The 23,259-nt window shown below is 68.4% G+C and carries 22 protein-coding genes; 9 read left to right on the top strand and 13 right to left on the bottom strand.

What is annotated here, in order from left to right; translation table 11 throughout:
• Nucleotides 1-105: 105 nt before the first annotated feature.
• Complete coding sequence (locus tag ABZ382_RS17485) at nucleotides 106-1,143, bottom strand: LLM class F420-dependent oxidoreductase (protein WP_357089761.1); 1,038 nt, start codon at nucleotides 1,141-1,143, stop codon at nucleotides 106-108.
• Nucleotides 1,144-1,278: 135 nt separating this feature from the next.
• On the opposite strand from ABZ382_RS17485, the gene ABZ382_RS17490 reads away from it, so the two are divergent.
• From ABZ382_RS17490 to ABZ382_RS17505, 4 genes are read left to right on the top strand one after another with little or no spacing between them, the layout of a single operon-like run.
• Nucleotides 1,279-2,202: an OB-fold domain-containing protein gene (locus ABZ382_RS17490; protein ID WP_357089956.1), complete on the top strand. Its 924-nt coding sequence runs from the start codon at nucleotides 1,279-1,281 to the stop codon at nucleotides 2,200-2,202.
• A 17-nt stretch (nucleotides 2,203-2,219) separates the two neighbouring features.
• Nucleotides 2,220-3,257, top strand: a complete 1,038-nt coding sequence (locus ABZ382_RS17495) for a thiolase domain-containing protein (RefSeq protein WP_357089764.1) — start codon at nucleotides 2,220-2,222, stop codon at nucleotides 3,255-3,257.
• Nucleotides 3,254-4,420 (top strand): thiolase domain-containing protein, encoded by a 1,167-nt coding sequence (locus tag ABZ382_RS17500; protein ID WP_357089766.1) that lies wholly within the window; start codon nucleotides 3,254-3,256, stop codon nucleotides 4,418-4,420. The genes ABZ382_RS17495 and ABZ382_RS17500 overlap by 4 nt, the downstream gene beginning before the upstream one ends.
• Entirely contained in the window at nucleotides 4,417-4,833 is a 417-nt protein-coding gene (locus ABZ382_RS17505; RefSeq protein ID WP_357089768.1) for a nuclear transport factor 2 family protein, read from the top strand. The genes ABZ382_RS17500 and ABZ382_RS17505 overlap by 4 nt, the downstream gene beginning before the upstream one ends.
• Nucleotides 4,834-4,990: 157 nt before the next feature.
• Here ABZ382_RS17505 and ABZ382_RS17510 read toward each other — a convergent pair whose 3' ends face one another.
• Nucleotides 4,991-6,253 carry a cytochrome P450 gene (locus ABZ382_RS17510; protein WP_357089959.1) on the bottom strand — a complete coding sequence of 421 codons (1,263 nt, stop codon included), beginning with the start codon at nucleotides 6,251-6,253 and terminating at the stop codon, nucleotides 4,991-4,993.
• A gap of 144 nt (nucleotides 6,254-6,397) precedes the next feature.
• Between ABZ382_RS17510 and ABZ382_RS17515 the strand changes: the two genes are divergently transcribed.
• Together ABZ382_RS17515 and ABZ382_RS17520 are read left to right on the top strand one after the other, a co-directional pair.
• Nucleotides 6,398-7,564: a steroid 3-ketoacyl-CoA thiolase gene (locus ABZ382_RS17515; protein ID WP_357089770.1), complete on the top strand. Its 1,167-nt coding sequence runs from the start codon at nucleotides 6,398-6,400 to the stop codon at nucleotides 7,562-7,564.
• A gap of 358 nt (nucleotides 7,565-7,922) precedes the next feature.
• Nucleotides 7,923-8,339 carry a helix-turn-helix domain-containing protein gene (locus ABZ382_RS17520; protein ID WP_011207048.1) on the top strand — a complete coding sequence of 139 codons (417 nt, stop codon included), beginning with the start codon at nucleotides 7,923-7,925 and terminating at the stop codon, nucleotides 8,337-8,339.
• Nucleotides 8,340-8,926: 587 nt separating this feature from the next.
• Here ABZ382_RS17520 and ABZ382_RS17525 read toward each other — a convergent pair.
• The 7 genes from ABZ382_RS17525 to ABZ382_RS17555 all read right to left on the bottom strand — a co-directional run bounded on the left by ABZ382_RS17525 (nucleotide 8,927) and on the right by ABZ382_RS17555 (nucleotide 15,736).
• Nucleotides 8,927-9,952 (bottom strand): hypothetical protein, encoded by a 1,026-nt coding sequence (locus tag ABZ382_RS17525; protein WP_357089773.1) that lies wholly within the window; start codon nucleotides 9,950-9,952, stop codon nucleotides 8,927-8,929.
• The gene (locus ABZ382_RS17530; RefSeq protein WP_357089776.1) at nucleotides 9,949-10,461 is read right to left on the bottom strand and encodes an ImmA/IrrE family metallo-endopeptidase; all 513 of its coding nucleotides are present in this window, start codon (nucleotides 10,459-10,461) and stop codon (nucleotides 9,949-9,951) included. The genes ABZ382_RS17525 and ABZ382_RS17530 overlap by 4 nt, the downstream gene beginning before the upstream one ends.
• 10 nt (nucleotides 10,462-10,471) lie before the next feature.
• The gene (locus tag ABZ382_RS17535; RefSeq protein WP_357089779.1) at nucleotides 10,472-11,698 is read right to left on the bottom strand and encodes a hypothetical protein; all 1,227 of its coding nucleotides are present in this window, start codon (nucleotides 11,696-11,698) and stop codon (nucleotides 10,472-10,474) included.
• Nucleotides 11,699-12,257: 559 nt separating this feature from the next.
• On the bottom strand, nucleotides 12,258-13,337 hold the full coding sequence (locus ABZ382_RS17540) for a nitronate monooxygenase (RefSeq protein ID WP_213558286.1): 1,080 nt from the start codon (nucleotides 13,335-13,337) through the stop codon (nucleotides 12,258-12,260).
• Entirely contained in the window at nucleotides 13,334-14,092 is a 759-nt protein-coding gene (locus tag ABZ382_RS17545) for a CoA-transferase (RefSeq protein ID WP_357089782.1), read from the bottom strand. The genes ABZ382_RS17540 and ABZ382_RS17545 overlap by 4 nt, the downstream gene beginning before the upstream one ends.
• Nucleotides 14,092-14,967: a CoA-transferase gene (locus ABZ382_RS17550; protein WP_357089785.1), complete on the bottom strand. Its 876-nt coding sequence runs from the start codon at nucleotides 14,965-14,967 to the stop codon at nucleotides 14,092-14,094. Before ABZ382_RS17550 ends, ABZ382_RS17545 begins: the two co-directional genes overlap by 1 nt.
• 4 nt (nucleotides 14,968-14,971) lie before the next feature.
• Nucleotides 14,972-15,736 carry an enoyl-CoA hydratase family protein gene (locus tag ABZ382_RS17555; protein ID WP_357089788.1) on the bottom strand — a complete coding sequence of 255 codons (765 nt, stop codon included), beginning with the start codon at nucleotides 15,734-15,736 and terminating at the stop codon, nucleotides 14,972-14,974.
• A gap of 56 nt (nucleotides 15,737-15,792) precedes the next feature.
• Between ABZ382_RS17555 and ABZ382_RS17560 the strand changes: the two genes are divergently transcribed.
• Entirely contained in the window at nucleotides 15,793-16,581 is a 789-nt protein-coding gene (locus tag ABZ382_RS17560; RefSeq protein ID WP_357089962.1) for an SDR family oxidoreductase, read from the top strand.
• A 44-nt stretch (nucleotides 16,582-16,625) separates the two neighbouring features.
• Nucleotides 16,626-17,540 (top strand): SDR family oxidoreductase, encoded by a 915-nt coding sequence (locus ABZ382_RS17565; protein ID WP_357089789.1) that lies wholly within the window; start codon nucleotides 16,626-16,628, stop codon nucleotides 17,538-17,540.
• 69 nt (nucleotides 17,541-17,609) lie between these two features.
• On the opposite strand, the gene ABZ382_RS17570 is transcribed toward ABZ382_RS17565, so the two are convergent.
• On the bottom strand, nucleotides 17,610-18,446 hold the full coding sequence (locus ABZ382_RS17570) for an SDR family NAD(P)-dependent oxidoreductase (RefSeq protein WP_357089792.1): 837 nt from the start codon (nucleotides 18,444-18,446) through the stop codon (nucleotides 17,610-17,612).
• A gap of 36 nt (nucleotides 18,447-18,482) precedes the next feature.
• On the opposite strand from ABZ382_RS17570, the gene ABZ382_RS17575 reads away from it, so the two are divergent.
• Nucleotides 18,483-19,346 (top strand): metallophosphoesterase, encoded by an 864-nt coding sequence (locus tag ABZ382_RS17575; protein WP_357089794.1) that lies wholly within the window; start codon nucleotides 18,483-18,485, stop codon nucleotides 19,344-19,346.
• On the opposite strand, the gene ABZ382_RS17580 is transcribed toward ABZ382_RS17575, so the two are convergent.
• The 3 genes from ABZ382_RS17580 to ABZ382_RS17590 form a co-directional block, all read right to left on the bottom strand.
• The gene (locus ABZ382_RS17580; RefSeq protein WP_357089797.1) at nucleotides 19,335-20,714 is read right to left on the bottom strand and encodes a solute carrier family 23 protein; all 1,380 of its coding nucleotides are present in this window, start codon (nucleotides 20,712-20,714) and stop codon (nucleotides 19,335-19,337) included. The two genes, ABZ382_RS17575 and ABZ382_RS17580, sit on opposite strands and share 12 nt — an antisense overlap.
• 175 nt (nucleotides 20,715-20,889) lie before the next feature.
• Nucleotides 20,890-21,306: a hypothetical protein gene (locus ABZ382_RS17585; protein WP_357089799.1), complete on the bottom strand. Its 417-nt coding sequence runs from the start codon at nucleotides 21,304-21,306 to the stop codon at nucleotides 20,890-20,892.
• A 64-nt stretch (nucleotides 21,307-21,370) separates the two neighbouring features.
• Nucleotides 21,371-23,206 carry a multicopper oxidase domain-containing protein gene (locus ABZ382_RS17590; RefSeq protein WP_357089801.1) on the bottom strand — a complete coding sequence of 612 codons (1,836 nt, stop codon included), beginning with the start codon at nucleotides 23,204-23,206 and terminating at the stop codon, nucleotides 21,371-21,373.
• Nucleotides 23,207-23,259 lie beyond the last annotated feature (53 nt).

A 23,259-nucleotide genomic window follows, 5' to 3' on the forward strand; every position in this document is an offset into this window, starting at 1 on the left:
GACGTGCCCCCGCTCACACAGTACGGCGACGTACGCCCCGCGGGGGACAAACGAGAAGAGCGCACCCCGCTCAGCGAGGCGCGCTCCGCACCGGATCACGACCGATTACGACTCGATGAGCGGCTTCAGCCGTTCGAACTGCGCCACGTCGCGGACGCCGACCAGCATCATGGTGACGCCCGCCTGCTCCCACACCTTCAGCTGCTCACGCACCTGCGCCTCGTTGCCGATGATGGTGGTGTCGAGGATCAGCTCGTCGGGCACCACCGCCGCGGCCTCCTCCTTGCGGCCGGTGCGGAAGAGCCGGGTGATCTCGTCGACCTGCTCGCCGTAGCCCATGCGCCGGTACACCTCGGCGTGGAAGTTGAGTTCCTCCGCGCCCATGCCGCCGATGTAGAGCGCCATGAACGGCCGCAGCCGATCCAGCTCGGCCTTGGGATCGTCGGTGAGGATGACCTGCGCGGTGGCCGCGATCTCGAAGTCCTCGCGCGAGCGCCGCGCGCCCGGCCGGGAGAAGCCCTCGTCGAGCCATTCGTTGTACATGTCGGCCAGCCGCGGCGTGTAGTAGATGGCCAGCCAGCCGTCCGCGATCTCCGCGGTCATCGCGACGTTCTTCGGGCCCTCGGCGCCGAGCCAGATCGGGATGTCCGAGCGCAGCGGGTGGGTGATCGGCTTGAGCGGCTTGCCGAATCCGGTGGCGCCCGGGCCGTTGTAGGGCAGCGGGTAGTGCGGGCCCGCGCTGGTCACCTTGCCCTCGCGGGCGAGCACCTGCCGCACGATCGAGACGTATTCACGGGTGCGCGCGAGGGGCTTGCCGAACGGCTGGCCGTACCAACCCTCGACCACCTGCGGACCGGAGACGCCGAGCCCGAGGATGTGCCGGCCACCGCTGAGGTGGTCGATGGTCAGCGCGGCCATGGCGGTCGCGGTGGGGGTACGGGCCGACATCTGCACGACCGAGGTGCCCAGCCGGACCCGGCTGGTGTCGGAGCCGTACCAGGCCAGTGGGGTGAAGGCGTCCGAGCCCCACGACTCGGCGGTGAAGACGGCGTCGAAGCCGGTCTCCTCAGCAGCCGCGATCAGCTCCCGCGTATTGGCGGGCGGCTGCGCGCCCCAATATCCGAGTTGTAGGCCAAAGCGCATTTCCGTGTTCCTTCCTAGAACATTCGGGACCGGTCGTCAGGGCCGCAGCCCGTACTCTTGCCACCGTCACTAGAACCTGTTCTACTCGATCTCGTGACTCTGGGGAACACCGAAGTACTGTCCGCACCGCTGCGGATGCAATTCGACTACACCCGCTCCACCGGTCCGACCATCGGGCGCTTCCTCACGGAACTGCGCGCCGGCAAGGTCATCGGGGTGCGGGGTTCCGATGGGCGCGTGATCGTGCCGCCCGCGGAATACGATCCGAAGACCGCCGAACCGCTGACGGAATTCGTCGACGTCTCCGACGTCGGCACCGTGCAGACCTGGTCCTGGGTGGCCGAGCCGCTCCCGAGCCAGCCGTTCGACCGGCCCTTCGCCTACGCGCTGATCAAGCTGGACGGCGCGGACACCGCCATCCTGCACGCGGTGGATGTGGCGAGCCCCGCCGACATCAGCACCGGCATGCGCGTGCGGGCCCGCTGGGCGGCCGAGCGCACCGGCGACATCCACGACATCGTGGCCTTCGAACCGGGCGAGACCTCCGCTCCCGCACCGGCTTCCACCGCCGACGCGGAGCCGGTCACCGGCATCGTGACCCCGGTCGACTTCTCGATCAAGCACACCGCCGCACCGCAGGAAGCCGTCTTCCTGAAGGGCCTGATGGAGGGCAAGCTGCTCGGCGCGCGCGCCAACCTCGACGGCAAGGTGTACTTCCCGCCGCGCGGCGCCGACCCGCGTGACGGCTCGCCGACCGACGACTTCGTCGAGGTGTCCGACAAGGGCATCGTGACCACCTTCTGCATCGTGAACGTGCCGTTCATGGGCCAGCGCCTGAAGCCGCCGTACGTGGCCGCCTACGTGCTGCTCGACGGCGCCGACATCCCGTTCCTGCACCTGGTGCTCGGCGTCGACGCGAACGAAGTGCGCATGGGCATGCGGGTCGAGGCCGTCTGGAAGCCGCGCGAGGAGTGGGGCCTGTCGATGGCCAATATCGACCACTTCCGGCCGACCGGCGAGCCCGACGCCGACTACGACTCGTTCGCGCACCACCTGTAGAGAGGCGCTGAAACACTGTGAGCAACACAGCAACCGACATCGCGGTGGTGGGCTTCGCCCACGCACCGCACGTGCCGGAGACCTTCGGCACCACCAATGGCGTGGAGATGCTCGCGCCGTGCTTCCAGGAGCTCAAGAGCAAGCTCGGCATCGGCGTGTCCGATATCGACTTCTGGTGCTCGGGTTCCTCGGATTACCTTGCCGGACGCGCGTTCTCGTTCATCTCGGCGATCGACTCCATCGGCGCGGTGCCGCCGATCAACGAGTCGCACGTGGAGATGGACGCGGCCTGGGCGCTGTACGAGGCGTGGGTGAAACTCCGCTCCGGACAGGCGCAGACCGCGCTGGTCTACGGCTTCGGCAAGTCCTCGGCCGGTACCCTGCGCCAGATCCTGGGTCTGCAGACCGACCCGTACCTGGTCGCGCCGCTGGGCGTGGACTCGCTGTCCATGGCCGGACTGCAGGCCCGCGCGGGCCTGGACGCGGGCCGCTGGACCGAGGCCGACATGGCCGCGGTGGCCGCCCGCACCACCGGCGGTGACATCGACAAGCTGCTGGCCGCGCCGAAGATCAACGATCCGCTGCGCGCCCACGACGTCGCCCCCATCACCGACGGCGCGGCCGCCATCGTGCTGGCCGTCGGCGACCGGGCCCGCGAACTGTGCGAGCGTCCGGCCTGGCTGACCGGCATGGCACACTACATCGACACCCCCGTGCTGGGCGCCCGCGACCTGACCGTCTCGGACTCCGCGGCCAAGGCGGCCAACGCCGTGACCGGCGGCGACGCAAGCGGTTTCGATGTCGCCGAGCTGCACGCGCAGTTCACCCACGAGGAGCTGATCCTGAAGCAGGCCATCGGCCTGAACGGGAACACCCGGATCAACCCGTCCGGCGGCGCGCTGTCGGGCAACCCCATGTTCGCGGCCGGCCTGGAGCGCATCGGCTTCGCGGCCCGCGAAATCATCAATGGCACCGCGAATCGCGCACTGGCGCATGCCGCCAGCGGCCCCGCGCTGCAGCAGAACCTGGTGGCCACCCTGGAGGCACGTTCATGAGTTACGCAGCTGCCGTCCTCGGCACCGGACAGACCCATCACGTGACCAAACGGTCCGATGTATCGATGGCCGGAATGATCCGGGAAGCCATCGACCGGGCACTCACGGACTCCGGCCTGACCATGGCCGATATCGACGCCGTCGTGATCGGCAAGGCCCCCGACTTCTTCGAGGGCTCCATGATGCCGGAGCTGTTCCTCGCGGACGCCATCGGAGCCACCGGAAAACCGATGCTCCGCGTGCACACCGCCGGTTCCGTCGGCGGTTCCACCGCCGTGGTCGCCGCCAACCAGGTCCAGGCCGGCGTGCACCGCCGGGTGCTGGCCGTGGCGTGGGAGAAGCAGTCCGAGTCCAACGCCATGTGGGCGCTGTCGAACCCGGTGCCGTTCACCATGCCGGTCGGCGCGGGCGCGGGCGGCTACTTCGCCCCGCACGTGCGCGCCTACATCCGCCGCTCCAACGCCCCGCTGCACGTGGGCGCCATGGTCGCGGTGAAGGACCGCCGCAACGGCGCGCGCAACCCGTTCGCGCACCTGCACCAGCCCGACATCAGCGTGGAATCGGTGATGGCGTCCCAGATGCTGTGGGACCCCATCCGTTTCGACGAGACCTGCCCGTCCTCGGACGGCGCCTGCGCCATCGTGATCGGTGACGAGGAATCGGCCAAGGCCGTGGAGGCGCAGGGCAAGAAGGTCGCGTGGGTGCACGGCACCGCCATGCGCACCGAGCCGCTCGCCTACGCTGGCCGCGACCAGGTGAACCCGCAGGCCGGTCAGGCCGCCGCGGCGGCGCTGTGGAAGCAGGCCGGGATCACCAACCCGCTCGAGGAGATCGACGCGGCCGAGATCTACGTCCCGTTCTCGTGGTTCGAGCCGATGTGGCTGGAGAACCTGGGCTTCATGCCTGAGGGCGAGGGCTGGAAGCTCACCGACGCCGGCGAGACCGCCATCGGCGGGAAGCTGCCGGTCAACCCGTCGGGCGGCGTGCTGTCCTCCAACCCGATCGGCGCGTCCGGCATGATCCGTTTCGCCGAGGCCGCCAAGCAGGTCATGGGCCGCGCGGGCGACTACCAGGTGGAGAACGCCCGCAAGGCCTTCGGCCACGCGTACGGCGGTGGCTCGCAGTACTTCTCGATGTGGGTCGTCGGGAGCGAGCAGCGATGACCACCACCACCGAGCACCCCGCGCGGGTGGCGGGCGCGGCCTCGCAGGCCGCGGTGCGCGCCAAGGACAAGGACGCCTGGGTGGCGCTGTTCGCCGCCGACGGCATCGTGGAGGATCCCGTCGGGCCGTCCTTCTTCGATCCCGAGGGCGTGGGACACCGTGGCGCGGAGGCGATCGCGGCGTTCTGGGACAAGGCGATCGCGCCCACCGAGTCGATCGAGTTCCTCTTCGACGACTCCTTCGCCTGCGGGCGTGAGGTGGCCTTCACCGGCCGCATCCGCACCACCATGGGCGGGCACATCGTGGATGCCGAGGGCGTGTTCACCTACAAGGTGGACGCGGACGGCAAGATCCTTGCGTTGCGCGCTTTCTGGGAGACCGAGCGCGCGATGGCGACCCTCACACCTCGCTGAAATCTCCCGTGCCCCGCATGCTTTCGCATGCGGGGCACGGTTCTCTGTTCGAGGCCCACCGAACGAAAGCGGGCGACTGGATGATCCAGTCGCCCGCTTCTTTTGTCTCCGCCCTGAGGAGTGAGAGGGGTACAGGGCGGATCAAACCATCAGTGCCTCAGTGCTTTACAGGGCAGCCGCCCTTGTAGTCCACCTGCATCTCCTTGATGCCGTTCAGCCAGCCCGAGCGCAGGCGCTTGGGGTCGCCCAGCTTGGTGATGTCGGGCATGTGGTCGGCGATGGCATTGAAGATGATCTCGATCTCGAGTCGAGCCAGGTTCGCGCCGATGCAGAAGTGCGCGCCGGTACCGCCGAAGGACAGGTGCGGGTTCGGGTCACGCAGGATGTTGAAGGTGTACGGGTCCTCGAACACCTCTTCGTCGAAGTTGGCCGAGCGGTAGGACAGGATGACCCGCTGGCCCTTCTTGATCTCCACGCCGCCGACCTCGACGTCCTCGAGCGCGGTGCGCTGGAAGGAGCTGACCGGGGTGGCCCAGCGGATGATCTCGTCGGCGGCGGTCTTGGGCCGCTCCTTCTTGAAGAGCTCCCACTGGTCGGGGTTCTCCATGAAGGCGATCATGCCGTGGGTGGTGGCGTTGCGGGTGGTCTCGTTGCCCGCGACGGCCAGCATCATGACGAAGAAGCCGAATTCCTCGGGCAGCAGCGCCTCGCCGTCCATGTCGGCGTTGATCAGCTGGGTGACGATGTCGTCGGCCGGGCAGGCGCGGCGAGCTTCGGCCATCTGGTACGAGTAGCCGAGGATCTCGGTGGAGGCGACCACCGGGTCGGCGTTCGATTCCGGATCGTCGTAGCTGGTCATGTCGTTCGACCACTGGAAGAGCTTCATGCGGTCTTCCTGCGGCACGCCGATCAGCTCGGCGATGGCCTGCAGCGGCAGCTCGGCGGCCACCTGCTCCACGAAGTCGCCGCTGCCGGACTCGACGGCGGCCTTCACGATGGACTCCGCGCGGGCGGTCAGCTCGGCACGCAGGCCGTTGATGACGCGCGGCGTGAAGCCCTTGGAGATGATCTTGCGGAGCTTGGTGTGCTCCGGGGCGTCCTTGTTGAGCAGGACGAAACGCTGCAGATCGATCTGCTCGCGGGTGATGTCGTCCTGGAACCGCGGGATCGCGGTGTTCTCATAGGTGGAGAACACGTCATCGCGGCGCGAGACAGTCTTCACATCGGCATGCTTGGACAGGACCCAGAAGCCGTCGTCGGTGAAGCCACCGACCTCCGGCGACTTCGGGTTCCACCAGATAGGCGCAGTTTTGCGCAGTTCGGCAAGCTCTTCGGCCGGCACTCGCTTCGCCCAAATTTCGGGGTCGGTGACGTCGAATCCATCCGGCACTCCGGGCCGGGCTGCAGTGTCAACCACCAGCAGTCTCCTTTGACCAACTGAAACACGTTCTACCGCTATTGAAGCACAGGGGGTAGAACAAGAGAAGGGACTAGGTAATAGTCCGGAACAGACTTACGTTACTGGTCGTGAACTCGTTGCAGTTCTGATCCGGAAGGAAAGACAATGGGTACTCCCGTCATCGTCGAGGCCGCGCGCACCCCGATCGGCAAGCGCAATGGCTGGCTCGCCGGCCTGCACGCCGCCGAGCTGCTCGGCGCCGCACAGCAGGGCGTGCTCCAGCGCGCGGAGCTGAACCCGGCTCTGGTCGAGCAGGTCGTCGGCGGCTGCGTCATGCAGGTGGGCGAGCAGGGCAACAATGTCACCCGCACCGCGTGGCTGCACGCCGGACTGCCGTGGCAGACCGGCGCCGTCACCATCGACAACCAGTGCGGTTCCGCGCAGCAGGCCGCGGGCATGGTGGCCGGCCTGATCGCCACCGGCGCCATCGAGGTCGGCATGGCCTGCGGCATCGAGTCCATGAGCCATGTTCCCTTGGGCGCCAACGTCGGAACGCACGCCGGGCCGCGCCGCCCCGCGTCGTGGGACATCGACATGCCCAACCAGTTCGAGGCCGCCGAGCGAATCGCCAAGCGGCGCGGCATCACTCGCGACGACGTCGAAGAGCTGGGCGTGCGTTCGCAGCGGCTGGCCGCGCAGGCGTGGGCCGAGGGCCGCTTCGACCGCGAGGTGCTGACCATCAAGAACGCCCCGCAGGTCGACAAGGAGGGCAACCTCACCGGCGAGTTCGCCGACATCAGCAAGGACCAGGGTCTGCGCGCGACCGACCGCGAGGGCCTGGCGAAGCTGAAGCCGGTGCTGGAGGGCGGAATTCACACCGCCGGTACGTCCTCGCAGATCTCCGACGGCGCCGCCGCCGTGCTGCTGATGGACGAAAAGGCCGCGCAGCGTGAGGGTTTGCGGCCGCGCGCCCGCATCGTCTCGCAGTGCCTGGTCGGTGGCGAGCCGGAATTCCACCTCGACGGCCCGGTGCAGGCGTGCGAGCGACTGCTCGAGCGTTCCGGCATGAGCATCTCCGATATCGACTTGTTCGAGATCAATGAGGCTTTCGCTTCCGTGGTGCTGTCCTGGGCCTCGGTGCACAAGCCTGATTTCGATCGCGTGAATGTCAATGGCGGTGCGATCGCGCTGGGCCACCCGGTCGGCAGCACCGGATCCCGCTTGATCACAACGGCTTTGCACGAGCTGGAGCGCACCGACAAGAGCACCGCCATGATCCTGATGTGCTGCGGCGGCGCCCTCGCGACGGGCACGATCATCGAACGGATCTAGTCTCTCAATGATTTTCGGCCAGGTTGAACGTTCATCCGTCTTGCCGTGAGACGTGGCGTACGCCACACAAAATCCGGTACAGACAAGAAGATGATCCGTCAGCTATCTTATGGCTACCCGAGGCCCGTCCGGGAAGACCCCCGCGACGGGCCAGAACCGGGGCTCTTAAGCCCTTGGCAAGAACCGTGGGGTTGGCCCGCAAACGCCCAAGCCACAGTGGGTGAACCGGATCACCGCCTAGAAGCTTCAAGGAAATCGCGAATCAGGCGTAGGTTTTCAGTTACTGAGCCGCTAATATCAATGATACGTATCCGAGATAACGACTGTTAGTACAGCGAAGGGAATTGGGCGGCTCACAATGGCTGATTTCGCGGCGCGGCTGAACAAGCTGTTCGAAACCGTGCATCCCCCGGGGCGTAAGCCGCACACGAACGCAGAGGTGGCGGCCGCCTTGACGGCATCCGGCCACCCGATCTCGAAACCGTATCTGTCGCAGTTGCGGTCGGGACAGCGCACGAACCCGTCGGATGAGACGGTGGCTGCTCTGGCAAAGTTCTTCAAGGTCAAACCGGACTACTTCTTCAACGACATCTACGCGGCGAAGATCGATCACGATCTCGAGCTGCTGTCCCAGCTGCAGGGCTATGGACTCCGTCGTCTGTCGAGCAGGGCGTTCGACCTGTCCGAAGAATCTCAGAATCTCCTCACGTCTATGGCGGAGAAGTTGCGGGCAAGCGAAGGTTTGCCCGAAATTCCTCCGGATGGCACGGAATAAGCACTGCCACAGAGCAACACAGTGCGGCTAGCTCGGAGGCCGCACTGTGTTGGTTTGTTACAGGGCTTGCTCCAGACCGGACATAAGGCGGGCGCCGGTACTGCTTGCAGGGCAGTACCGGCGTCTCCGCCGGACCATGCGGTCCGCGTGAAGGATGTTGCACCGGTCTCAGCCCGCTGAGGCCATGTGGCGCAGACCCCTGCGCTGGTGCACTATGCACAAAACTGGCATAACTCCGTCCGGGTGCACCCGGATGGCCGAATCAGTTGTTTTGTGCACTATGTCGTTTTGTGCACTGTGAGTGTTTCGCCCCATTGCACCAACCGCGACAAGCACGAGTGACAACTTCAAGTGACAAGCAAAGTCCCGTACCACGCACGGCAGGTTCGGTGAGACGAAACCTCGGATACGAAGTCTCATCGAGAAGGCCCGCCGGAATGCCGCGCCCATGGCAATCATGCGAGGTACGGGACTTGCGCATTTGCGACAAGATCACAAAAGCGTCGGTGATCTCCGCGTGATCAAGTTCGAGGCCCTTCCGGACGGTAATGCCCGGCGGACTCCGAAGGTAATGGAAGAGTAAATGTCTACCGTTTGGCGGACCCCGGGACCGTGGCCTGCGCCGGCGCCGCGTCATACGCGCGCGCGATGGCCTGCACCCAACCGCGCGGGCTGACACCCGCGGGCGGCGAGATCCAGCGGCCGTCGATCACCGTCTCGCCGAACGGATTCCGCGCCCACTCGGCCACCCGCCGCGCCCGCTCGGCCACCGAGACCGGCGGCTGACCCGCCGCGGCCAGCTCCACGCCGCCGCCGGACTGCAGGTAGAGCGCGTCCATGATCTGCGCGACCTGGTCCGAGGCCTTGAGCTGGGTGCCCGAACCGGTCTGTTCGTGCGCCACCACCTCCGGGAACCGCGCGATCAGCACCCGGTGCAGGGTGCGAATCTGTTTGAGCAGCACCCGCGCCCGCCACCACAGCTCGATCACGATCCACACCGCGCCGATGGCGATGAGCAGCGCCGCGATCTGCCAGATCGGCCAGAACCAGCCCTGGTCACCCGGATTCGGCATGGGCTCGTCGTTCACCGCGCGGCGAATCGACAGGGCCGCCAGCAAGCCGACCACCGCGGTACCGGTCGTGTACAGCGCGATGCCGCGGCCGAGGGTGGTCCAATCCAGGTTGCGCACACCGGTGATCACGATGAACACGCACTCCACCAGCACGATCGCCCAGCCGAAGGTGACCGACCAGAGCAGGGTCAGCAGCATGGCGAGCGCACCGCCGCCGTAGATCATCATGGCGATCTGGCGCAGATTGCGGCGCGACACCACCGGCCACGCGGCCGAGGCCACCACCGAGGTGGCGGTGGCGAACATGATCCACGCGGCCGTCACCACCCGGTCGCCCAGCCACAGACCGTGCACACCGTTCGGTATCAGATGGTCAACGGCCAGACCGATTTCCGGCACTCCGACCGTCACCGCCAACGCCACCGCCGCGACCGCGATCACGATCGCGACTCGAGCCGTGGTCGCCGGTTTCACCAGCACGCGCCCGACGCGTGCCCCCGAGGCCATCCACACCAGCATGGCCACCAACCAGAAGGTCATCCCAGCGCCTCATCGAATCGAAGGACCGAGACGCCCGCGCCCCGGCTGTTGAACACCCGCAGGCGGGTCATCAGCATGCTCGCGAAAGTCTCCGCCTCCCATTCGCACTGCTCGTCATCGCCCAGATCGATGGCCTTCTGATGCGCGCGCTGGCTGAGCATGTAGGCGATCAGATCGTCGCTGGCCTCCAGCACCACCTCGGTCGCCGCCTCGCCCGGATGGTCGAAGACGATGTGGCCGAGCTCGTGCGCGAGGGTGTGCTCACGGCTGGGCAGCGCCTGCGCCAGCACGATCACGTCCCGGTCCGGATAGCTGCGGCGCTGGCCGCACACGCCCGGACCCAGTGTGGCGCTGGCGATCTCGATCGGCCGCCGCCGCTCCGCGGAGATGGCGAGCACCACCTCGTCCAGGTCGGTGGCGTCGAAGTCGGCCGCCACCGCGCACACCGCGTCCACCGCGGCGGCCACCCGGCGGTAGGACCCGATGCTATGAGCCTTGCTCTCGGTCATCGCGGTCCCCTCATGCCCTCGGTCCGAAGAATGCCGCGCGCGCGGCGTCGACCCGGCCCTGCGCCGCGGACGCGCTCTGGAAACTGACCGCACCCGACCCGGTGCCCGCCAGCGCCATGGCGATCAGGCCGCCGAGCACCGACAGCGGCTTCCACGGCGGCAGCGGTGAGTTGTGCGAGGTCGGCTTCACATCCGGATCCGGTTGCGCCAGAACAGGAGCGGGCGCGGGTGCGGGCGGCGCCGGGGCGGCGGGCGCGGCCTCCGGCGCGGGCGCGGCGACGACCGGAGCCACCACCGCGGGGAGCGCCGGAACGACCGGGGGCTGCGGGATCTCCAGCGGCACCGGCGGCGCCGCGGGCGCGGGCGGCGGCGGAATCAGCAACAGCAGCAGCGGCGAGGCGCAGATGGCGGCGGACCCGAGTCCCGCCGAACCGAGCGCCGCGGAGCCCACCGCCGCCGAACCCAGATCGGCCGAGCCCGCGGCGGAACCCACACCGGCCGATCCGACACCCGAGCCGGTGGCGGCCGAACCCGCGCCGGAGCCCGCCGAACCCAGACCGGTGAGCGCACCGACCGCGGAACCCACACCGGCGGAACCGATTCCGGCCGAGCCGACCGCGGCCGAACCGGTGCACAGCGCGGCCAGTCCGGCCGAGCCGACGGCGGCCGAACCGACCGCGGCGGAACCCGTTGCGGCCGAGCCGGTGCCGAGCAGTAGCCCCAGCAACGCGGAGCCGGTGCCGATCCCCGCCGAGCCGACGCCCGCGGAGCCCAGGCCCAGCACCGATCCGGTGCCCAGTCCGGCGGAACCGACGGCGGCGGAACCGGTGCCCAGCACGGCCGAACCGGTGGCGGCGCCCGCGGAACCGGTGCCCGCCACGGCGGAACCCAATCCCGCGCCGGCGGAACCGGTTACGGCCGAACCGCTCCCGAGCGCCGCCGAACCGGTGCCGCCCAGCACGGCGCCCAGGCCCGCGGAGCCGACCGCGGCCGAGCCGACGCCCAGTCCGGCCGAGCCGGTACCGAGGCCGAGCAGAATGGAGAGCAGATCCTGAGGTCCGGCCACGGGGGTGCCGGGCACGGCGACCGGCTGCGAGGGGGCCGCCGATGCGGGCGTCTGACCGAGGGCCGCCGGATCCTGGCCGGCGGGCGCGGGATCGAGCGGCAGGCCCGGCTGCGCCTCCGCGGCAGCGGGTCCGAGCAATGCCGAACCGGCGACAGCTGCGATCACTGCCACCAGACGCATTGCACGATCGACGATCATGCGACAGCCATCCCCTCATCGATACCGCGCGCTTTGGCTTGCTCCGCACCAGGGGTACGGAATCCCGATCCGCGACAGGCGGTTCGGGACAGGTGTCGAGCTCACACTGTCGCCCCGATTGCCGGGCCGTTGCGGAACGCGGCCATCGTACCGGTCGCTCCGTGATTCCGCACAAGTCCCGATCGCATTAGGGGTGCTCACAAACCGTACGCCCGCGCTTACCCCCTCGTCCCCAATATCACCAAGCAGCGCAGGCGATTTGCCCGCGATCAGGCATTCTCGCCCGATCTCACCGGCGAATCCGCGGGCTGTGAGGTTCCGGACTCCCCTGGCGGGACCGTTAGTTCGGACAAACCGGACAGGTTAGCGGCCGGGTATCCGCCCCACCCGACCCCGGAAAGCGCGAAGCCGCCCCCGGGCGAGAGGTTCCGGGAGCGGCTCGGTGCGCCGGACATGCGGCGCGCAATGGATCCGATGGTGTGCGGATCCGGGGTGCGCGGCCGGGCTGTGGTGGCCGCGCACGTTCGGGGCGTCAGGCCGAGGTGGTGACGCGGTACTGGTTGAGGCTGTCGATGCGCTCGATCGCCTCGGTGATGATGTGCTCCATCAGGTCCTGCACGGTCGGCAGGTCCTCGATGATGCCCGCGACCTGGCCCGAGGCGAGGACACCGGCTTCGGTATTGCCCTCCACCAGACCGGCCTTCAGGTACATGGCGGTGTTCGCGCCCATGATGACCTGGGACCAGGTGAGGTCCTTGTGCTTGCGGGTGTTGAGGCCTTCCTTGGCCAAGGTCGTCCACTTCATGCCGGTCATCGACTTGAACTTGGCGGCGTTGACCAGCGCGGCGTAGAGGCCGCGGATGTTGCCGGAGTGCTCGAGCTTCTCGACCAGCTCGGTCTTCAGCACCCGGTGCGGCATGCCGTCGACCTTGAGCGAGACCACGGTGTCCTGCAGTCCGCGCTTGAGGTACTCCTGCTTCACCGAATCCGGGACGCTGGAGTCCTGGGTCAGCAGGAAGCGGGTGCCCATGGCGACACCGGCCGCGCCGTAGGACAGCGCGGCGGCCAGGCCGCGACCGTCGAAGAAGCCGCCACCGGCCACGACCGGGATGTCGACGGCGTCCAGGACGGACGGCAGCAGCAGCGTGGTCGCGACCGAACCGGTGTGGCCACCGCCCTCGCCGCCCTGCACGATCACCGCGTCGGCGCCCCAGGAGGCGACCTTCACCGCGTGCTTGGCCGCGCCGATGGACGGCATCACCACGACGCCGTTGTCCTTCAGCTTCGCGATCAGCTCCTTCTTGGGAGCCAGCGCGAAGGAGGCCACTTTCACGCCGTCGCGGATCATCATGTCGATGCGGTCCGGCGCGTCCGACAGGTCGGCGCGGATGTTCACGCCGAAAGGCTTGTCGGTCTTGGCCTTGGTCTTGGCGATGGCCACCTCGAGCTCGTCGAGGTCCATGGTCGCCGAGGCCAGGATGCCGAGGCCGCCCGCGTTGGCGGTGGCCGCGACCAGGCCGGGTCCGGCGACCCAGCCCATGCCGGTCTGGACGACCGGGTGCTCGATGCCGACCAGTTCGGTCAGCGGAGTCTTGAGCCGCTGAGCGGTCATGCTGTCACTTCCTTCTCGCGGAAACCCTTGGGGTCCAGCACGGTCCGGATGATGGTGAGCTCTTCCTCGGTCGGCAGCCGGGTCTCGCCCGCCTCGGCCAGACCCGCCACCTCGAACGAGGTGTTCTCCGCGACCTCGTCGGCGGTCACACCGGGGTGCAGCGACAGCGCGCGCAGGGTGTGGTCCGGGCCGTTGAAGTCGAACACGCCCAGGTTCGAGACCACCCGGTGCAGGTGGTGGAACCGGTAGGCCGGGTTCTCCGGGTCGATCTTGTCGTAGCCGATGCCGGACACGATGTCGACCTGGTCCACGAACACCCGCTTGTTGTGCTTGGGCACGAAGTAGCTGGTGGCGTGGTTGATGGTGTTGCCCGGCGCGCCGCGCACACCGAACATCTGGCGGGTCGGCTGCTGCAGCGGGCCGAACGCCGACAGGTTCTGGTTGCCGAAGCGGTCGATCTGGTTGGCGCCCATGACCACGTGGCGGCGACCGGAGTTCACGACGTCGAAGACCTTCGAGAACGGGATCCAGCCCTCGATGGGAGCCTTGCCGCCGATCGGCGGGACCTCGGCGAAGAACAGCGCCTCACCGTCGGACAGCAGCAGGTCGGGCTCGAAGGTGAGCCGCGCCAGGCGCGCGCCGATGGTGGTGACGGTGGACATCGGGGAGGCCATGATCTCGCCCGCGCCCCGGAAGATCTCGGCGGCGGCGACGACGCAGATCTCGGCCCGAGTGATCGTGGTGGTGTCGCTCATTACTTCTGCTCCTCGGCGAAAGCCTTGACGGCGGCCTGGTATTCGGCCTCGGACACGTCCAGGTAGCGAGCCTTGAACTCGGCCCACGACTCGGGCGTCTTGGCGGCCTCGACGTAGTGGCGCTGGAACTTCTCGTCGCGGCCGTAGCTGCCGGAGAAGGTGAAGTGCGCGCCGCCGGGAGCCTCGACGACCCCGTCGACCATCATGCGGTTGAGGACGAGGGCCTGCGTCGGAACGGCTTTCACCAGTTCCTCGGTCTCGACCAGGCGGTCCACCGACAGGTAGCGCTTCTCGGCCGAGAGCATGTACAGGTCGTCCATGTACGGGTCGACGCCGGTGTAGGCGGCGTTGCCGTGCTTGTCGCCCAGGTCCAGGTGCACGAAGGCGGCATCCAGGTTCAGCGCGGGCATGGCGACCAGGGTCTCGGTCTTGCCGTCGGTCTCGTAAGGCGACTGAACAGTTTTCAGCTCGCCCTCCCAGAAATCGACGACGGCGGAACCCAGGCCGGCGCGGATCGGCAGGAACGGCAGGCGGGCCGCGGCGGCCTGCAAGCCGCACTTGACCATGCCCTCGTCCATCTCGCGCACGGTGATCGCACCCTCGGTGCGGGCCTTGGCGAACCACGGGTCGTAGAACGGCGCGGAGTCCAGGGACACGAAGCCGTAGTACGCCTTCTTCACCTTGCCCGCCGAGCACAGCAGACCCAGGTCCGGGCCGCCGTAGGTGACGACGGTCAGATCGGTGACGTCCGAACGCAGCAGGGCGCGCACGAAGGCCATCGGCTTGCGCCGGGAACCCCAGCCGCCGATGCCGATGGTCATGCCGCTGCGCAGCTCGCCGACGACCTCGTCGAGGTTCATTCGCTTGTCGCGCATGGTTTTACTTCCCCTTCTTCTGCGCGGCCAGGTCGTCGTCGAAGCGCGCCCGGATCTCGTCGGCCACACCCGCGAGGTTCAGCTCCATGGTGAAGCCCTGCTCGAAGCGGTACGAGCGGTGCACGTCCTGCACGTCGATGCCGTTGAGCGCCTTCTTGGCGGCGCGGATCACGCGGCCGTCCTTGTTGGCGATGTTCTTGGCGACCTCCATGGCGGCGGCGTCCAGTTCGGCGCGCGGCACCACCTTGAAGACCGAGCCGTAGTGGTGCAGCTGCTGCGCGGTCAGGGTGCCCGCGGTGTAGAACATGGTCCGCATCAGGTGCTGGGGGACCAGTCGGGCCAGGTGGGTGGCCGCACCGAGCGCGCCGCGGTCGACCTCGGGGAGGCCGAAGGTCGCGTCGTCGGAGGCGACGATGACGTCGGAGTTGCCGACCAGGCCGATGCCGCCGCCGAGGCAGAAGCCGTTCACGGCGGTGACGACCGGGACCTCACAGTCGTAGATCGCGGCGAACGCGGCGAAGCAGCCGTGGTTCGCGCGGATCAGGGCGGTGTGGCCGGTGTCGGCGTTCATCTCCTTGATGTCCACGCCGGCATTGAAGCCGCGGCCCTCGGCGCGCAGCACCACGACCCGGGTCTCCGGGTTCTTACCGGCCTGGGTGACGGCGTCGGCCAGGGCGAACCAGCCGTCGGAAGGCAGAGCGTTGACCGGGGCGTAGTCGACAGTGACGACTTCGACGCCCTCGGTTTCGGTGTGACGGTTGATCCCCATCGCGAGTCCCATCGTTGGCAAAACAAGCAAGTGCTTGGTAGGTTAGCACGGTGGGAATCGAAGTAAACCTGTCCGGCTCGGTCGTCTTGGTCACCGGCGGCGTGCGCGGCGTCGGCGCCGGCATCAGCCGGGTGTTCCTGGACGCGGGCGCGACCGTGGTGGCCTGCGCGCGACGCCCCGGCGACACCCCCGTCGAAAGCAATGGCCGCACCATCGACTTCCTGCCGTGCGACGTGCGCGATACGGATTCGGTGCGCGAGCTCGTCGAGACGATCGTCGAGAAGTACGGGCGACTGGATACCGTCGTGAACAACGCCGGCGGCGCGCCCTTCGCCCTGGCCGCCGACGCCAGCGCCAACTTCCACTCGAAGATCGTGCAGCTCAACCTGCTCGCGCCGCTGCTGGTTTCGCAGATCGCCAACGAGGTCATGCAGAAGCAGGACACCGGCGGCTCGATCGTGATGATCTCCAGCGTCTCCGGACACCGGCCCTCCCCCGGCACCGCGGCCTACGGCGCCGCCAAAGCCGGTGTGGACAGCCTGGTTTCGTCGCTCGCGGTGGAATGGGCGCCCAAGGTCCGGATGAACTCCGTCATCTGCGGCCTGGTCAACACCGAGTCCTCGCACCTGCACTACGGCGACGAGGACGGCATCGCCTCGGTCAGCGCCACGGTGCCCATGGGCCGCATGGCCACCCCCGAGGACATCGGCCGCACCGCCGCCTTCCTGGCCTCGCCGCTCGCGTCCTACGTGACCGGCAGCGCGCTGCTGGTACACGGCGGCGGCGAGAAGCCCGCCTTCCTCGAGGCATCCACGGCAGACGTTCCGGCCGTCACGGGCCACTAGACCGATCGAACACGCTGAAACATTCACAAGCAGAGGTAATCGATATGACGGACAACAAGATCTGCGACGGCCGCGTCGTCATCGTCACCGGTGCGGGTCAGGGCATCGGCCGCGCGCACGCGCTGGCTTTCGCCGCCGCCGGCGCCAAGGTCGTGGTGAACGACCTGGGTGCCGAGCTCGACGGCACCCCCAAGCCGGACTCCGGTGCGGCGAAGGTGGTCGAGGAGATTCGTGCCGCCGGTGGCGAAGCCGTGGTGAACGGTGATGACGTCTCCGATTGGGAGGGCGCGCGTCGTCTGATCGCCACCGCCATCGAGACCTTCGGCGGTCTGGACGTGCTGGTGAACAATGCCGGTATCGTCCGCGACCGCATGCTGGTCAACCTCGGCGAGGACGAGTGGGACGCGGTCATCAAGGTGCACCTCAAGGGCCACTTCGCCCCGATGCGCCACGCCGCCGAATACTGGCGCAACGAGTCCAAGGCGGGCCGTCAGCCGCAGGCGCGCATCATCAACACCAGCTCGGGCGCGGGTCTGCTCGGTTCGGTCGGCCAGGGCAACTACTCCGCCGCCAAGGCCGGTATCGCGGGCCTGACCATCACCGCCGCTGCCGAAATGGGCCGCTACGGCATCACCGTGAACGCCATCGCCCCGGCCGCGCGCACCCGCATGACCGAAACCGTTTTCGCCGAGACGATGGCGGCCCCCGAGGACGGCAGCTTCGACGCCATGGCCCCGGAAAACGTCTCCCCCCTGGTGGTTTGGCTGGGTAGCACCGAGTCCGCCGCCGTCAGCGGCCGCATGTTCGAGGTCGAGGCCGGCAAGGTCACCGTCATGGACGGCCACCGCCACGGCGCCTCCGTCGATCGCGGCGCCCGCTGGAACCCGGCCGACCTGGGCCCGGCCGTCAACGATCTGCTGGCCAAGGCCACCACCCCCGAGCCGGTCTACGGCGCGTAATCCGCACCGCCCGAAGCGCTTCGACCGCCGGTACCCGTCTCGATGGGTACCGGCGGTTCGCGTTTCGGACTATTTCTTCTTGCTGATGCCCGTGACCAGGGCGAAGACGGTGTCCAGCACCGGAGTCGGGGTCAGGGCGGTGGCGACCACCTGGACCTTTCCGGCGAGGCCGGGGATGTAGCGAGCGCTCGGTCGCTTTGCGGTGAGCGCCTTGTCGACCTCCTTGACCACGGACTCGACCGGGGCGGCGATCTTGGGAACCTGCTGGGACATCCGGCGCAGGCCCGCGAGGTGGGCGGCGTAGAGGGTGCGCTGGTCATCGGTGAGGTGGGCGGTGGTGGAGTCGACCATGTCGGTCGCGCCGAACCAGAGGTCGGTGGCGATCGGGCCGGGCTCGATCAACGAGGTGCGGATTCCCCAGGGGCGCAGCTCCACTCGCAGGGCGTCCACCAGGCCCTCGAGCGCGAACTTGGACGCGTTGTACGCGCCGGTGCCGGGGGTCGAGATGCGGCCGGACAGCGAGGAGATGAAGACCACCCGGCCCTGGGTGGCACGCAGGCGCGGGAGGACGGCCTGGGTGACGGCGACCGCCCCGAAGACATTGACCTCGAACTGGTTTCGGAGTTCCTCCTGGGTGAGCAGCTCCACGGGGCCGTCGACGACGACGCCCGCGTTGTTGACCACGGCGGTGAGGTCGGCGGGCAGCACCGCGTCGAGAGCCGCGATCTGGTCGGGGTCGGTGACGTCCAGGACGACCGGGGTGATGGCGGGATTCGCGGCGGTCAGGGCCTCGCCGTCGGAGAGTTTGCGGACGCCCGCGTAGACCTGCCAGCCGCGCTGCGCCATCCGCAGGCAGATGGCTTTTCCGATACCGCGGGCCGCTCCGGTGACCAACACAGAATTCATGTGGTCAGCCTAATTCCGTCATGCCACCATGTGGCGATGGGGAATGTCCTGATTGTCGGAGACCTGCACGGGAACACCGAGCACGCGCTGAAGCTGGTGCGGGTCGCGGCACACCGTGACTGCGCGAGGCTGTTCGCGGTCGGCGACTTCGGGGCCTGGGAGCACACGCCGGCCGGGCGGCGGTACTTCGACGTGGTGAACAAGGCGGCCAAGAAGGCCGGGATCACCGTGTACTTCCTCGACGGCAACCACGACAAGACCTCGTTGCTGCACGAGCTCTACGACGAGCAGCGCGACGACGAGGGCTTCCTGATCTGCCGCAAGCACCTGCGGTACGCGCCCCGCGGACACCGCTGGACCTGGGAGGGCACCACCTTCGCCGCGTTCGGCGGGGCCCGCTCCACCGACAAGGGCCGCCGCCTGGCCTGGGAGGCGCGCAAGGCCGCGCAGGTCGACAAGCGCCGCCGCTACGGTTCCTCGAAACGCCCGGATACCGCCGGCACCCTCTGGTTTCCGGAGGAGGAGATGACCGACGACGAGCTGGCCGAGCTGCTCGCGGCCGACAGCTCGCCGGTGGACGTGCTGCTCACCCACGACAAACCCCGCGCCTCGCAACCGAAGTGGAATCGCAAGGACAAGCCCGAGTGCTATCCCAACCAGGACCGCATCCAGACCGTGGTGCGCACGCTGCGGCCGGACCTGCTCTTCCACGGCCACCTGCACGTCCGCTACACCGACACCATCGCCGCCGGTGACGGCGACTGGACCCGGGTCGAGGGCCTGGCCTGCGATCCGGACGCCTCGCAGTACCTGGAGTATTCGACCGACCACACCTGGTATGTCCTGCAACTCCCCTATGCCGGGGCGGATACGGCCGAACCCCGTTCGCTACCCGCCTGATTCGTCGTAGGAGGAGGTGCCCTCGTCCAGCAGGGGCTCCTCCCCCTTGAAGTGCGCGGGCGCGAGCACGCGCAGCACGTGGTAGCCGGTGATGACGACCAGGGTGCCCAGCGCGATGCCGCTCAGGGTGAAGGTGTCGGTGAACTTCATGCTCACATTGCCGATGCCGATGATCAGGCCCGCCGCGGCCGGGACCAGGTTCAGCGGATTGCGCAGATCGACCCGGGCATTGGTCCAGATCTGCGCACCGAGCAGGCCGATCATGCCGTAGAGGATGACGGTGATCCCGCCCAGCACGCCGCCGGGGATGGCCGCGACGATGGCCCCGAACTTGGGACACAGGCCGAACAACAGGGCGAAGAACGCGGCGGCCCAGTAGGCGGCCGTGGAGTACACCCGGGTGGCGGCCATGACCCCGATGTTCTCGGAGTAGGTGGTGTTGGGCGGGCCGCCGACCGCGGTGGACAGCATGGAGGCCGCGCCGTCCGCGGCGATGGCGGTGCCGAGCTTGTCGTCGAGGTCGCCGCCGGTCATCTCGCCGACCGCCTTCACGTGCCCGGCGTTCTCGGCGACCAGCGCGATCACCACGGGCAGGGCCACCAGGACGGCCGACCACTGGAAGGCCGGGGCATGGAAACTGGGCAGTCCGATCCAATCCGCCTGGGCCACACCGGAAAGGTCGAGCCGCCAGTGGTCGGTGACCTTGCCGCTGCCGTCGGCGGAGTGGATCCGCCCGAACACCCGGTCCAGCAGCCAGGACAGCCCGTACCCGAACACCAGGCCCAGGAAGATGGCGATGCGCGCGAAGAAGCCGCGCAGCGCCACCACCGCCAGCCCGGTGAACAGCATGACCAGCAGCGCGGTCCACTGGTCCTGCGGCCAGTAGGTGGTGGCGGTGACCGGGGCCAGGTTGAAGCCGATCAGCATGACCACCGCGCCGGTCACCACCGGCGGCATGGCGGCGTGGATGACGCGCGCGCCGAAGCGCTGCACGGCCAGGCCGATCAGGAACAGCGCGGCCCCGACCACCAGGCAGGCCCCGGTAACCGTGGCGCTACTGCCGCCCTGCGCCCGGATCGCCGCGGCCACGCCGACGAACGACAGTGAGCAGCCCAGATAGCTGGGCACCCGGCCGCGGGTGGCCAGCAGGAACAGGGCGGTCGCGACGCCGGACATCATGATGGCGAGGTTGGGATCCAGCCCCATCAGGACGGGCGCGACGAAGCTCGCGCCGAACATCGCCACCACATGTTGCGCGCCGAGGCCGAAGGTGCGCGGCCAGGACAGCCGCTCGTCGGGCCGCACCACGGCTCCCGGTGCGGGCGTGCGACCGTCGCCGTGCACCGTCCAGCGGACACCCAAATCCATGAACTGCCCGCTTTCTCCCGAAGGTCCGAAATGCGTCCGCGGCCATCATAATCCGAGCAAACTCACAGCTCACGACCCCACGCGGCCGGGCCCGACGCCGGGCACGGGGGCTTCAAGATCACCAATGCCCGGATTCACGGTCCGGGCCCGCCACGGAGACAATGCCCCGCAACCTTCACCGTCGCCGGTCCACGCCGTAGCGCCGCCCGATGGCGAACGGCAGCGCATACGGATTCGGAGTCTCCGCCGGGGCGGATCCGGAACTATTCTGCGAGACACAGATATTCGACGGCTCGACGGCCGTGGGTAGCCATCGACGCAGGGCAGCCGCCACCGTCGGATCGGCGGTGAACTCGCGGCGCAGGGCGGCGACCCGCTCCCGCGCCCGCGCGTACGCGCACTCGTGGGCTCGCGTAACCGACTGTGCCATACCGGAATCCGGTAGCACCAGGGTGACGATCCGGCCGTCGAACGCCACCTCGACGCGCACGCCGTCCACCGCCGCGCGGGCGCGGACCCGCTCGACCGCGTCCTGGACCTGCCGGGCCAGGCGCGCCACCTCCTCGAACCGAGCATCCACCGAATTCGGCATGTGGAAAGCCTAGGAAGGATCGACGAGATGCCGTGCGGCATCGAGAACTTCGCGCACCCGCCGGTCAGGGCAGCACACGAATTCGCTGCATCATGTCGTGATCGGCGTGGTCGAGATTGTGGCAGTGCCAGACATAGCCGCGCACCTCCGCGGCCTCGCCCATCCCGTCGGGCATGGTCATGTCCGTGTCCGGGTGCGGCGCCACCACCTCCGCGCCCGGCGGCGCCGCGATGACGGCATCCGGATCGAATCCGAGTTCCGCGACCGACGGCCACCGCACCAGCACCCGGGTGATGGTGTCGGTCGGACACTCGACGGTGTCCTTCCAGCCGACTTCCCAAGGCGGCGGGCCTTGTTCGGGCCCGAGGGCGAAAGCGTCGGCGGACGGCGCCCAGCGGGTGCCGAATCGGGGCGGAGCGTTGGCGGCGATGTAGGCGGAGGTCAGGATGGGCTGACGGCCGATCACCCGCAGCCGGGCCAGGTGCAGGTGGACGGGGTGATCGAAGGGCGTGGTGTTGACGATGTCCCACCGCTCGGTGGTCCCGGCCCGCGCCAGGTCGATGTCCGAGCTCAGGAAGGCCAGATTGTTCAGCGCCATCATGGTCGAGAAGACCACCGGCCGGGAATCGTCGTTGAGGCCCATCAGGGTCACGGTGCGCACCGAGTCCGGCCGGTGGATCGGTTCCAGCGGATCGGGCAGTCCCGGACCGCCGCGCAGGACGGGCGGGATGTCGGCGGCGGGCCCGTCGCCCGCGCCGGTGAACCGCATGATCGACCGCAGCTCGGGGGCCATGAACACGGTATTGCCGAAATCGTTGAGGGCGGTGTTGATCAGGTCCACCTGCTCCCCGTCGCGCATCCCGCGGAAGTCGACGAGCAGGTCGACCCGCTCCCCCGGACTCACCCGCACCCACGGCGCGATCACCGGCGCGTCGAGCAGCCCGAGATCACCGCCGATGACGAAGAACGGCTGGGCATTGGAGAACTCCAAGACGTAGGGCCGCGAATTGGATCCGTTGAGCAGCCGGAACCGGTAGACGGTGCGCCGCACCTCCAGCCGCGGCCACACCGCTCCGTTCACGCAGCACACGTCGCCGAGCTGCCCGGATTGGTTGTAGCCCTGCGGAATATAGGTGGCCACCATGGGTTGCAGGCTGCCGTCGGCATTGAATGTGCGGTCCTGCACGATGAGCGGGATCTCGAATTCACCGCTGGGCAGGCCGAGCGGATTGCCGTCGCGGCCGGTGTCGAATTCGTCGCGCAGGTAATACATTCCGGCCAGCCCGGCCTGGATGTTCAATCTGGTGATCCCCATGGCGTGGTCGTGGTACCAGAGGGTGGCGGCCTCCTGCCGATTGCCGTAGGTGAAGGTCGGGCCGCCGCCATTGCGCCAGCCGATCATCGGATGCCCGTCGGCGTCGGGGGAATTCGCGCCGCCGTGCAGATGCACGGTGAAGCGTGGATCGGTGCGATCCGCCTCGGTGACCCCGTGCATGGTGGTGTCCACATGCGCGGCCAGCACGTGTTCGCCCAGCCGATTGCGAAACCTGATGCGCGCCATGCGATCCCGCACCGCCTCCAGGTTCGGGCCGAGAACCGGCCGCCCGAAGCCCCAGCTGCGGGTTTCCGGGAGGTCCCGGTGGTAGCGGTGCGTCCCCGATATCGCGTCCAATTCGCCTGCCGCCACGCGTGTTTCGGGAATGGGCAGCTCGTCGACGAAAGGCCGCAACGGCGGCGAGTGGTAGTTGAACGGCGTCACCGGGAGCGCCGGAATGGCCGGCAGCGGCACCGGCGGTGGCGGCAGGGGCGACGGTTCGGCCGCGGCCGCGGCCAGGTAGCCCATGCCCGCGATTCCGAAGGCCCCCAGGAGGAACCCCCGTCGCGGCAGGTTCTCGTTCATCCAGCTCAACCCCTGGACAATGCCCGACTGTCAACGGGTCCGCCTTCGACGAT

Origin of the sequence: Nocardia sp. NPDC005825 (genome assembly GCF_040630175.1) — a bacterium.
Taxonomy (GTDB): Bacteria; Actinomycetota; Actinomycetes; order Mycobacteriales; family Mycobacteriaceae; genus Nocardia.